This is a genomic window from Mucilaginibacter mallensis, from assembly GCF_900105165.1.
Taxonomy (GTDB): domain Bacteria; phylum Bacteroidota; class Bacteroidia; order Sphingobacteriales; family Sphingobacteriaceae; genus Mucilaginibacter; species Mucilaginibacter mallensis.
Window position 1 is genome coordinate 1,926,789 of sequence record NZ_LT629740.1, and the last position, 12,999, is coordinate 1,939,787.

At 39.4% G+C, this 12,999-nt stretch carries 7 protein-coding genes; all 7 read left to right on the top strand.

The window, feature by feature from the left end; translation table 11 throughout:
• Nucleotides 1–105: 105 nt before the first annotated feature.
• The 7 genes from BLU33_RS07855 to BLU33_RS07890 all read left to right on the top strand — a co-directional run bounded on the left by BLU33_RS07855 (nt 106) and on the right by BLU33_RS07890 (nt 12,877).
• The gene (locus BLU33_RS07855; RefSeq protein WP_091370988.1) at nt 106–1,419 is read left to right on the top strand and encodes a vanadium-dependent haloperoxidase; all 1,314 of its coding nucleotides are present in this window, start codon (nt 106–108) and stop codon (nt 1,417–1,419) included.
• Between the two features lie 7 nt (nt 1,420–1,426).
• Entirely contained in the window at nt 1,427–2,230 is an 804-nt protein-coding gene (locus BLU33_RS07860; RefSeq protein ID WP_091370990.1) for a hypothetical protein, read from the top strand.
• Between the two features lie 28 nt (nt 2,231–2,258).
• The gene (locus tag BLU33_RS07865; protein ID WP_172829227.1) at nt 2,259–3,047 is read left to right on the top strand and encodes an RsiV family protein; all 789 of its coding nucleotides are present in this window, start codon (nt 2,259–2,261) and stop codon (nt 3,045–3,047) included.
• Between the two features lie 185 nt (nt 3,048–3,232).
• Nucleotides 3,233–5,626 (top strand): glycoside hydrolase family 31 protein, encoded by a 2,394-nt coding sequence (locus BLU33_RS07875; protein ID WP_091370995.1) that lies wholly within the window; start codon nt 3,233–3,235, stop codon nt 5,624–5,626.
• A 290-nt stretch (nt 5,627–5,916) separates the two neighbouring features.
• On the top strand, nt 5,917–10,080 hold the full coding sequence (locus BLU33_RS07880; protein ID WP_232009419.1) for a hybrid sensor histidine kinase/response regulator transcription factor: 4,164 nt from the start codon (nt 5,917–5,919) through the stop codon (nt 10,078–10,080).
• 207 nt (nt 10,081–10,287) lie between these two features.
• Complete coding sequence (locus BLU33_RS07885; RefSeq protein WP_091370997.1) at nt 10,288–11,649, top strand: glycoside hydrolase family 27 protein; 1,362 nt, start codon at nt 10,288–10,290, stop codon at nt 11,647–11,649.
• A 256-nt stretch (nt 11,650–11,905) separates the two neighbouring features.
• Nucleotides 11,906–12,877, top strand: a complete 972-nt coding sequence (locus BLU33_RS07890; RefSeq protein WP_091370998.1) for a family 43 glycosylhydrolase — start codon at nt 11,906–11,908, stop codon at nt 12,875–12,877.
• Nucleotides 12,878–12,999 lie beyond the last annotated feature (122 nt).

Here is a 12,999-nt window from a genome sequence, read left to right on the forward strand (position 1 = left end):
TAATATCATCTGATATGATGCTGGATTATATATATTGGTAAAGTTTTTTTACGGTTGAGTGTTTGGCACTCATATACCGGGATACGGACCTAAAAAACACAAAATATGAAATACCACAAAGCCTCATTAATGCTGTTGCTCTCGGTTTTATTCCTCACCAATTGCGGGAAGAAAGCAACCATAAATGATGCGGAAATTTTGCATGCAAATGAAGAGGAGCTTACAAAAGTTATTATTTATGATGTGTTTACCCCGCCGGTAGCCAGTCGTATTTATGGTTATGCTAACCTGGCCTCCTATGAAGCAATGCGCTATGCCGATCCAACATACAGTTCCCTCATCACCCAGATAAAAGGTTTTGATGCGCCACCTGTACCTGAAAAAGGAAAGATATATAACTTTACACTGGCAGCTACCAAAGCATTTTTTGTAGTAGCCCATAAAATAACCTTTTCCGTTGATACCCTGCAGGATTACGAGGATAAGATTTACCCTATGTTTAAACAAACTATGGATGATTCTACCTATGCCCGGTCAATTGCATTTGGTGAAAAAATAGGTAAACTCATCATAAAAAGGGCAATGGTTGATAATTATCCGCAAACCCGTGGTAAACCTAAATATCTGGGCAACAACGGCCACGCCATGTGGCGCCCAACTCCTCCTGATTATTTCGATGGGGTGGAATATTGCTGGGGAACAATGGAGCCCTTTGTGATCAATTCATCCAAACAGTTTCCTTTACCGCCGCCACCGGCTTACAGCGCCGATACCAACAGCGCTTTTGTAAAGCAGGTGCAACAGGTTTATCGCTTAAATAAAAGTCTTACTAACGAACAAAAGATCATAGCCCGTTTTTGGGATGATAACCCCTTTGTGGTACAGCACAGCGGGCACATGATGTTTGCTGATAAAAAAATAACACCCGGTGGTCATTGGATAGGCATAACTTCTATAGCCTGTAAGCAAACCCATGCCAACGTGGTAAAAGTGGCACAGGCCTACGCGCTTACCTCTATCGCATTGTTTGATTCATTTATCTGCGGATGGGAGGCTAAATATGAATACTCTTATATTAGGCCGGTATCTCAAATAAATGAAACTATTGACCGCGAATGGCTGCCCATGCTACAGACGCCGCCTTTCCCTGAATATCCCGCCGGGCATGCTGATATCAGCGCGGCATCATCAACCGTATTAACTTATTTGTTTGGTGATAACTTCAAATTTCTGGATACAACAGAAATGCGATATATTGGCCTGCAGCGACATTTCGATTCATTTAATAAAGCCGCTGATGAAACGGCCATCAGCAGGAATTATGGTGGTATCCACTTCCTCAATAGCGTGCAAAAGGGAACATTTCAGGGGCACGAGATAGGTAATTTTATCATTCAGAAGCTTAAATTGAAAAATTAATACAATAATGTTAGCAGTAGACAATAAAGTATATTACACACTTAGGGTTGCATCGGCCATGTGTTTTATTGGCCACGGAGCATTCGGTATCATCACCAAACAGATCTGGTGTAATTATTTTGCAGTATTCGGCATTGGGCATGATCTGGCATACCACCTGATGCCTGTTCTTGGTTCGATTGATATATTGCTAGGTATAACATTATTAATATATCCAACCCGTGCAGCATTACTGTGGCTGGTAGTATGGGGTATAATTACGGCATCACTGCGCCCCTTATCGGGCGAACCGTTTGTTGAATTTATTGAACGTGCAGGCAATTTTGGTGCGCCATTAACATTGTTATTGCTGTGTGGCTTTAGTGGTAAAAGTTTAAAAGAATGGTTTACCGATATTAAGCCCAATATAATGACCGACGAAAAAACATTGGCTACAGCTACCATATGTTTAAGGATAGTTGTGTTTCTATTATTAACCGGCCATGGATGGCTTAACCTGTTGGATAAGAAAGGAATAATGAGCCAGTATACATCACTAGGCTTTTCAAACCCGGCAAAAGTTGCATTTATTGTTGGGGTTTTTGAGATTGTTTCAGCTTGCTTAATATTGATCAAGCCGCTACGCGGGATTTTGATCGTATTACTGATATGGAAAATAGGCACCGAATTGTTCTATCCGCATTGGGAAATATTTGAATGGGTGGAGCGTGGCGGAAGTTATGGTACAATATTAGCATTGCTATTACTGTTACCGCAATCATCGCGTACAGCAAGTGATCTGCCATTAAATAACCACGTACCCGCCGTTTAAAATGAAGTGCTTTAAAAATATTTGTTTAATGCTTATAACAGGCTGTTTTGCTGCATGTAATGCTGGTGTACAAGGCAATAAACAACCAACAGGCACAAAAGATACCTTAACGTATTCGTATAAAACCTTTAAACAACGTGATGCGGATTGTGGTAATAGTCCGGACAGTACTTGTACCATTGTAAAAATAAACTATCCGGATTTTGACGGTAAAAAAGCATTGAATGATTCAGTTACCCACAGCTTTATTAAATTATTCGCTACAAGTTCAGGTAAAACGGATACAGGATATAACCAGCTTGCTGATAATTTTATAGGCGTTTACAAAGCCTTTAAAAAGGATCAGCCAAAATCAACACTGATCTATCTGCTCGACGGGCATGCTAAAGTATTAAAGCAGGATTCGACTATAACAAGGATAGAGGTATCAGGCTATTCATATCATGGCGGCCCGCATGGTATTGAGCTTACATCCTATGTAAACTGGGACACAAAGGCAAACAAAAGCATCGCGCTAAACGATATATTCGTCGCTGGTTACCAGGATAAACTAAACCGGGTTGCCGAACGAATATTCCGTAAAAATGAGGGCCTGAAAGATACTGCTACACTAAATAACGGCCGCACCTACTTTTTCAAGGATAATAAATTCAATTTACCGGCTAACTATCTTATTACGTCCAAGGGTATACAGTTTTTGTACAATGTGTACACCATTAAGCCTTATGCTGCCGATAAAACAGAGCTGTTAGTTCCATATACAGCGATAAAAATATTACTGTTACTCAATTCAGTAGTGAAAAATTATATAAAATAGCCAACCGGTTAATTTAGGAGCACTCCTGGTCCAATTATAACCATTGATATTCTTAATGGCTATAATTCCCCTCTTATTAACATTTGTTATACTAAGTATTAACTTTTGTGGCATCTTGTTAAAGCCATTAGCAATAGTTTTACGGGCATAAATCCTGTAAACCAATTAATACTAAATCATAATTAATGTTAAAGAAAAATTTAAGATTGCTTAGGCTAAATACTTGTTCTGTTGCTATTGCACTTATTAGCGTTTTTAGTATAAATACTGCTAATGCAGTAATTAAATCCTACACAAAGGATGCAGATGGTGTTACTTTTTCCCTCGATAAGGGTAAAATGAAAGTGAAAGTCTGCACTGATGATATCATCGAGGTAAAATACACCATGTTCAATGATTTCTCTCAAAAGGAATCGTTAGTGGTTAATAACAAATGGCTCACAAAAACCGGCTTTACGGTAACAGAGGGTAATGGTGCCGTTATTATCGCGACAGCAAAACTTAAATTGGTTATTGATAAGGCCACTAATGCCATTACTTATCTGGATAAAAAAGGCAATGTAATAACTGCTGAAGATAAAGCGGATAATAAAAGCATGCAGGCTGTAACTATAGCAGGCATAAATACTTACAATTGCAGCTCTCAATTCAATTCTCCTGCTGATGAAGCGCTGTTTGGCTTAGGCTGTCATCCTGAAGATACCTTATCCATCAATTATAAGGGCCGCGATCAGCAAATGCTCATTAAGTATATGACGGGCGCCATCCCTGTTTTACTATCAACCAAAGGTTATGGATTGATGTGGGATAACTATTCTGCATCAAACTTTTATGGTGCCGAAGCAGGTAACACCAAGTTCAAATATGTATCAGAAAGCGGTAAGCAGATTGATTATTATTTCTTCTATGGTCCCGATTTCGACCGTATCATTAATTCATATCGTATTGCTACGGGTAAAGCGCCGATGTTTGCCAAATGGCTATTCGGATTATTTCAGTCACAGGATAGGTATAAGAGTCAGCCGGAGATCTTGAGTGTAAAGGACAATTACCGTAAAAATAATATCCCTGTTGATGCTATCGTGCAGGACTGGTACTGGTGGGCTCCATTGCCAATAGGTTCACATATCATGAACCACGATAGGTACCCCGATCCCAAAGGAATGATCGATGAATTGCATAAGGCAAACATACATGCCATGATCTCTATATGGCCGGTATTCGGTAGTGGTACAAAGGATTTCGACGCGCTGAAAAGTAAAGGCTACTTAACCAGTATTACCTGGGATAATTTTGTTACCCATACCTGGGATACTTATTATGATGCGCATAACCCTAAGGCCCGTGCACTATACTGGGCCCAAGCCCGCGACAGTGTTGTAAAGCGCTATGGCTGGGATGCCTGGTGGGTTGATCAATGCGAGCCTGATAATGGTGCTTTGCTTGATGAACGCCGCAAGGCAGACTTCTCTGTAGGTAAGGGCATCGATTATTTTAACACCTATTCGTTGGAACACTCTAAAGGCATTTACCAGGGCTGGCGCAAGGATATTCCTAATAAAAGGGCGTTCTTCCTCATCAGGCAGTCGTTTGCCGGTGAGCAGCGCAATGCAGCTACGCTGTGGTCGTCGGATGTTACTACAACGTTCAATGCCTTAAAAAGCCAGATCCCACAGGGTATCAACGCCTGCGTATCAGGTATCCCTTACTGGACATCCGATATAGGCGGTTATATATCAAGAACATTACCTGATGGCATCCCCGACTGGTCGCAGCCCGAAATGCGTGAGCTGTTTACCCGTTGGTTCCAGTTCGGTACATTCAGCCCGATTATGCGTATTCACGGAAAGGGTGAAAGAGCATTATTCTCCAATAACTGGGATGACAATACCAAAGCCATCCTGCTTAAATACGATAAATTACGTTATCGCCTGTTACCATACATATACTCGCTGGCTGGCCGTGTAACTAATGAAAACTATACCATTATGCGTTCGCTTGCATTTGATTTCCGTGGCGATAAAAATGTGTACAGCATTCCGGATCAGTATATGTTTGGCCCGGCATTTCTAGTTAATCCGGTAACTGAACATGGTAAAACAACCCGCAATGTATACCTGCCTGCATCAACAAAATGGTACGACTTTTATACCGGCAAGCAATATGACGGCGGCCAGCGCATTGAATCGGCGGCACCTATTGATATTATACCGCTGTATATTAAAGCAGGTTCAATAATACCGATGGGGCCGGTTATGCAATATACCACTGAAAAGCCTGCTAATAACATCGAACTAAGAATATACCCCGGTGCTAATGGCCAGTTTGAATATTATGAGGATGAAAACGATAATTACAATTATGAAAAAGGTGCCTCAGCTACTTTTAAATTCAGCTGGAATGATAAAACCCACCAGCTAACTATTTCTGATACCAAGGGTAACTTTAATGGAATGATCAAAAAACATACATTTAACGTTGTATTGGTTAATGATGGTCATGGTGTTAATACAGATGCTGAAGCCAAAGCAGATAAGGTGATCATTTATACAGGTAAAGCAGTAACGGTTAAGATATAATTGCGATTAACTATATGATTTTCTTATTATTCATGCCGTATCTACACAAACAATACCGCTGCTAATACAGCGGTATTGTTGTTTAAAATGCAATTGTTTTAATAGATAAGATGTATTGATACTAATATTTCATTTGCTAATATTATTTTATCACAGCCCTGTATAAACCTGCAAATAAGAGCTGAAAAGATGCCTTTATTTGAATAATTAGTGTCTTTTGAACCTTTATTTACCTATCTTAGTAGATACGTATCCCGTCCATTTTGGATACTAATACCAATTATCAAATCATGTTGAAATTTTACATATCAATTGTATTGTGTTTTGTTATGTCGCAATGTGTGTTTGCGCAAAATAATGAATACCAGTTCTCCCAATTAGATATTACAAATGGGCTCTCCAATAACCGGGTTATTTGCATTTATAAGGATGCTGAAGGTTTTATGTGGTTTGGTACAACCGCGGGTTTAAACAGATACGATGGCTACGAGTTTAAAGTGTTTAAGCATGATGCAAACGATACCAATTCCCTCATTAATAATTATGTTGAACATATTTATGAAGGACCGGATAAGAAAATGTGGGTATATACTAATAATGGTCTAAGCATCTATGACCCCAATACCGAAAAATTCTCGAACAATGTTGCTGATGAACTGCTGAAATACAATATAAAGGTTGATGGGTTAGTATCGCTAAAGAAGGATAATACAGGTAACTTTTGGTTTTTAACCCAAAATGAAGGCGTTTATTGTTACAATCCTAATACTAAAACCACTGTTGCTTACAATACTACCGCAAAATCAAAAATTGTGCTCTATTCAAATAGTGTTGATGAAGTGGTTAAAACACAGGACGGTTTTGTTTGGCTGATTTACAATGATGGCGTTATTGATAAATTAGATATCCGTGCAAACAAAGTTTTACTAAGAACATATAGCTTATGTAAGGCAAATAACAACAGACTGCAGCCTTACTCCGCAATGGTTGATAACGACCAGAACCTATGGATATATGTTTCAGAAAGCTCTATAGGGGTTTATTATTACAATACCAAAGCCAACGGGCTGCAGCATTTTGTTAAAGGTGGCGATGTGATCGGCCTTAATTCAAATGTTATTAATAATGTGGTACAGGGCGATAATAATATCATTTGGATAGGTACTGACCATGGCGGCATCAACATGGTTAATATAAAAACCCATAAAATTAATTACATATTAAACCGCGACGATGACCCCAAATCCTTAAGGGGGAATGCTGTAGTGTTGTATAAAGATAACATAGGTATTATATGGGCAGGCACGTTTAAACAGGGTATCAGCTACTTCCATAAAGGAATAATACAATTCCCGCTTGTGCGTCATTATCTGCTGGATAGCTCAAGTTTACCGTATGAGGATGTTGATTGTTTTGCAGAAGATGTAAGCGGTAACTTATGGATCGGCACTAATGGGGGAGGCTTACTGTTTTTCGATAAAAAAACTAAAAAATATACCCAGTATAAACATGACCCGGCAAACCCCAACAGCTTATCGAATGATATAGTTGTTAGTTTGTGTATAGATCATAACCATAAACTATGGATAGGTACCTATTTTGGTGGTTTGGAACGTTTGGAAGGCAATAAATTCGTTCATTACCGGCATAAGGATGATGTTCCGGGTAGCTTATCAGATGACCGCGTTTATAGCATAATTGAAGACTCCGCAAACAAGTTATGGGTAGGCACATTCACGGGTGGCTTAAATATTTATGATGGTAAAACCGACGATTTTAACCATCCCCGTTTTTCAACCTTATCAAACTATACATCAGTTATGTATGAGGATAAGCAAAAAAATATTTGGATAGGACGGGATAAAGGTGTTGACGTAATTAATGAATATGGCAGATGGAGTAAACATTATTTTAATAAACCAAATAATTCTAATAGCCTGGTAGCCGATGATGTTAACAGTATTATACAGGATCATAGGGGCCTGATCTGGATTGGAACCAAAGAAGGTCTGAGTATATTAAATACCCATACCGGGAAGTTTATAAACATCGAAGAAAAGCAGGGACTGCCCAGTAATAATATATGGAGCGTATTGGAAGATAATAGCGGCCGTATTTGGGTAAGCAGTGCAAATGGTGTTGCTAGTATAAAGCTTATACAAAGTAACGACAGCTATACCTATGAAATTCATAAATACAATGAATTTGATGGTTTGCAGGGGAATGAGTTTAATGCTAATTCGGCATTGAAACTCAGGAACGGGGATATGATATTTGGCGGCGCTCACGGGTTTAATTTATTTGATCCCGCAAACATAAGCTCGCCCGATATAAAACCTCAGTTGCTGTTTACCGATTTTCAGCTGTTTAATAAAACAGTAAATGCCGGGGATACGATTAATGGCAAAGTGGTTTTAACCTCATCCATTACAAAAACACAGTCATTGGTTTTAAATCACAACCAAAACGTTTTTAGTATTTCATTTGCTGCGTGTGATTATTTTAATCCCAATAAAATAAAATACCAGTATCAGTTGGAGGGTTTTGATAAAGAATGGCTTACATCGCCAGCTGGCTCACGTAAAGTAACTTATACCAATTTAGATGCCGGCGATTATGTGTTTAAAGTAAGGGCCAGAAATATCAATAATCCTAAAAATGTAAGTACAATAACGCTCAATATTACAATATTGCCACCGTTCTGGAAATCAACGTTAGCCTATATATTATATTTTGTATTGATAATAAGCATATTGTTCTATATCCGCCACAGAGGGATCCTCAAATTGAAAAAGGAATTTGAAATAATGCAGGATAAGTTGGAGGGAGAACGCAGGCTGGCAGCTGAGCGTGCAGAAGCACACCGCATGCATGAGCTCGACCTGATGAAGATCAAGTTTTTCACCAACGTAAGCCACGAGTTCAGAACACCTTTATCGTTAATTATATCGCCTATTGATACACTGATAAAAAACAGCGACAGATCGGAACAAAAGAACCAGTTACTAATGATTAAACGGAATGGCAGGCGTTTGCTGAACCTGGTTAATCAGCTGCTTGATTTTAGAAAAATGGAATTCAAGGAGTTAAGGCTTGATTTGCAAAAGGGCGATATTATTAAATTTATAAAGGAGGTAGCGGCTTCATTTACTGATCTGGCTGATCAAAATCACATAGGCTATTTGTTTGATACGGAGGTTGATTCGCTGTGCGCAAAATTCGATCATGATAAAATAGAACGGATACTGTTTAATCTGCTTTCCAATTCATTTAAATTTACTGCATCGGGTGGTCATATTAGCGTTTTACTACGCCTGATAAATACTGATGTTATCGATCCTGATAAGCAATTGCTGGAGATAAAAGTGGTTGATACAGGCATCGGAATATCCAAAGAGAAACAGGAAAAGATATTTGAACGGTTCTTCCAGGTTAATTTGCCCGAAGGTTTGTTGAACCAGGGAAGTGGTATAGGTTTAGCCATAAGTCATGAGTTTGTGAAAATGCACTCAGGTGAAATATACGTGGAAAGTGAACCCGGTAATGGAAGTGCCTTTATTATACAATTACCATTAAATATTGAAGAAGAGAATGCTATACCTGAAACGCCAGTTGCTCAACAACCGGATGATGTTGTGAAACATGCAAAACCAACCTGGGAATCGGAAAAGAAACCGGTTGTGTTGATAATTGAAGATAACGATGACCTGCGTTTCTATTTAAAGGACAATTTAAAGCATACTTTTAATATTATAGAGGCAGCTGACGGGAAGGAAGGCTGGCAAAAAGCACTTGCCCTACATCCAAACCTAATAGTAAGTGATGTAAGCATGCCCGAAATGAATGGTCTCGATCTTTGCAAAAAAATAAGGAACGATAGCCGCACCGCACATATACCGATCATCCTGCTAACGGCTTTAACCGAAGAAGAAGACCAGCTGATAGGCCTAACAAACGGGGCAAACGATTATATAGGCAAACCGTTTAATTTCGAGATCTTACTTTCAAAGATCAGTGGCTTGCTCGCAATGCAGCAAACATTCAAAAAAACCTATCAAAAACAAATGGAGATACAGGTTCAGGACCTGGAAATTGTATCGGAGGATGAAAAGTTCCTGAAGAATGTTTTTGACTGTATTGAAAAAAATATCACCAATTATAATTTCTCGGTCGAGGAATTGAGCCGGCAAATGTCATTAAGCCGTGTATCACTTTACAAAAGATTACTGGCGCTTACAGGCAAAACACCTGTTGATTGCATAAGAACAGTGCGATTAAAAAGAGCAGTGCAGTTATTAGAGAAAAGCCAGTTAAGTATTGCCAATATAGCTTATGAAGTAGGATTTAATAACCCAACTTATTTTTCAAAAGTGTTTAAGGACGAGTACGGCACAGTGCCATCTGAATACGTAATTGCGATCCGCAAAAAAGAGATAGAAACAACTCAATTATAAGATGTCGCTAATCCTGAGTCCAAAGTCTTGAGTCAAAACTCCCAAACAACAAGAACTGACTTTGGACTTACGACTAAAGACTGCTGGCTATACAAAAAATCTGCATTAACATTTATTGTATTAAAAATATTTTTATCACATAATCTGGAAACCTTTGTATTTTAATAAATAAGTGTATTTTTGACAATAAACAATTATAAAACCAATATGAAATATATCTGCTCTTTGGCTATTCTATTTTTTGTTAGTTACTACAATCCTTCGATAGCGCAAACTATTGCACCAACACCACCTATGGGTTGGAATAGCTATAATTGTTTCGGCTCCGCGGTACACGAGGACGAGGTAAAGGCCAATGCTGATTATGTGGCACAAAATCTTAAGCAATACGGCTGGCAATACATTGTGGTTGATTTTTTATGGTCGTATGATAATCCTCCGGGGAGTAACATCGGAAACCCTTTCCAGAAGAATTTACAGGACGGCTCTTATATCCCATGGCTTACCATGGATGAATACGGCAGGTTAACACCGCAGCCTACAAAATTTCCATCAGCATTTGGCGGTAAGGGTTTTGCACCGCTGGCAGCCTATGTACACTCATTAGGTTTAAAGTTTGGTATCCACGTAATGCGTGGCATCCCTCGCCAGGCTGTGTGGGCTAAATCGCCTGTAAAGGGCACTAATGGCATAACAGCTGATATGATAGCCGATACCAATTCAACCTGCCCATGGATGAACCATATGTATGGTATTGATATGAAAAAATCGGGCGCACAAGAATATTTAAATTCCATATTAGAATTATATGCCTCATGGGGAGTTGATTTTATTAAAGTTGATGATATAGCAAGGCCTTATCGCGAAGCAGAAATTGAAGGCTACCATAAAGCGATACAAAACTGCGGCAGACCAATAGTATTGAGCCTGTCGCCGGGTGCCACCGCTTTAAGTGAGGCTGATCATGTCGCTAAAAATGGTAATATGTGGCGAATGGCTGATGATTTTTGGGATAACTGGAAAGAGATTGTAGGGATGGTGGGTTATGCCGAGCAATGGCAGGGCAAAGGCGGCCCCGGTCACTGGCCAGATTGCGATATGATACAGATAGGCAAACTATCAAAACGTGGTCCGGTAGGCGAGGAACGTTACAGTAGGTTCACTCAAGATGAAGAATATACCCACATGACCTTCTGGAGTATATTCCGTTCGCCATTGATGCTGGGCGGTAACCTGCCAGAGAACAGGCCATTCGAACTGCAGCTATTCAATAACAGCGAAGTTATTGCTGTAAACCAGCAGGGCGAAAACCCGCGCGAGCTTTATCGTAAAGATGGTAGTATGGTATGGTATTCACATGTGCCCAATAGTAAGGATCTATATGTAGCCATGTTTAACCTTGGCGAAGCCAATGCTGATGTAAATGTAGATTTCGCGTCATTAGGCCTAAAAGGCAAAGTGGAGGTAAGGGATCTTTGGAAAAAGCAAGATGTAGGCTCATTTAAAAAGCTATATCATCAGCAAATCAACAAGCATGGCGCGGCTTTGTTTAAACTATCTGTAAAGTAATTAATAGGTGTGTTCTGAAGATATATTTTCTTACGAATATTGAGCGTAGGGTCACCCTGAGGTACTCGAAGGGTAAGCGTAAAGGCCTTTGCCCGCATGCTTCGAGCGCCTCAGCATGACACCCTTTTTTTAATCTTCTGGACACCATGGTAAAGTAATGAAAATAATAGGCCACCATCAAAGTCGAGCTGATGGCCCGAGAATGAATGAAAGAGGTGAATAAGAAAATCAAGATCAGCTAACGGGATTTTAATATATGAATCACACTAAACGTTTAATTCCTTATTTAATACTATTCCTTATCGCCGCTGCATTTAACTGCTCAGCGCAGGCTGATTTTATTAAAAACCCTATTGTTAGCGGTTACTATGCCGATCCTACAATAATTAAAGATAAAGGCACCTATTACATTTATGCGACCATTGATCCCTGGGGAGCTGAAGAATTAGGTGTTTTAGAAACGAAGGATTTTAAAACATTTACCCGCAGGCATATTAACTGGCCAACCAAAAAACAATGTATCAGTCCTACATCCGGCGATGCAATGGTTTGGGCGCCATCTATCCGCAAGGTGAACAGTAAATTTTATATGTACGTTGCTGTTGGTAGCGAAGTTTGGGCAGGAGTGAGCGATCATCCGCTTGGTCCGTGGAAAAATGCAAAGCCGGATAATTCGCCATTGGTAACCAAAAATGATTACCCGCAGGTACATAATATCGACCCCGATTGTTTTGTTGATAGCGATGGGCAGGCTTATTTATACTGGGGCTCGGGTTATAATTGGGTAAACGGGCATTGTATGGCTGTTAAGCTCAAAAAGGATATGATAACCTTTGATGGTAAACCAATAGATATTACCCCTCCGCATTATTTTGAAGCGCCTCACCTGGTGAAACGCAAGGGTTTATATTATTTAATGTATTCATACGGCAAAGCTATTGATGGTACTTATCAAATACGCTATTCAATTGGTAAAACGCCACTGGGGCCATGGATAGAAGGTGAAAATGATCCTATCCTCTCCACCTCGGCTGATAGTACAACCTTTGGCCCCGGTCACCATACAGTTTTTGCTGAGAACGGACAATATTATATTTTATACCATCGCATCCATCCCCAAAAACAGGCCTATGTGTTAAGGGAGCTTTGTATTGATAGTTTAAATTTTGATAGCAAAGGCAACATTCTCAAAGTCAATCCATCAGGCGTTGCTAACTTTACTAAGTAGCTAACAAACTATTAGTAGCCTTATCGGTTAGCTGTCTTTAATCTAGCACTGGTTAACATTTATCATATAAACGTTATCAATCCTGCTATCCCATTCTTTAGTATAAATCTAGTTTTACAGCA

Coding starts and splice junctions, on each gene's coding strand:
- BLU33_RS07855 (WP_091370988.1), top strand. CDS start 106: ATGAAATACCACAAAGCCTCATTAATGCTGTTGCTCTCGGTTTTATTC.
- BLU33_RS07860 (WP_091370990.1), top strand. CDS start 1,427: ATGTTAGCAGTAGACAATAAAGTATATTACACACTTAGGGTTGCATCG.
- BLU33_RS07865 (WP_172829227.1), top strand. CDS start 2,259: ATGCTTATAACAGGCTGTTTTGCTGCATGTAATGCTGGTGTACAAGGC.
- BLU33_RS07875 (WP_091370995.1), top strand. CDS start 3,233: ATGTTAAAGAAAAATTTAAGATTGCTTAGGCTAAATACTTGTTCTGTT.
- BLU33_RS07880 (WP_232009419.1), top strand. CDS start 5,917: ATGTTGAAATTTTACATATCAATTGTATTGTGTTTTGTTATGTCGCAA.
- BLU33_RS07885 (WP_091370997.1), top strand. CDS start 10,288: ATGAAATATATCTGCTCTTTGGCTATTCTATTTTTTGTTAGTTACTAC.
- BLU33_RS07890 (WP_091370998.1), top strand. CDS start 11,906: ATGAATCACACTAAACGTTTAATTCCTTATTTAATACTATTCCTTATC.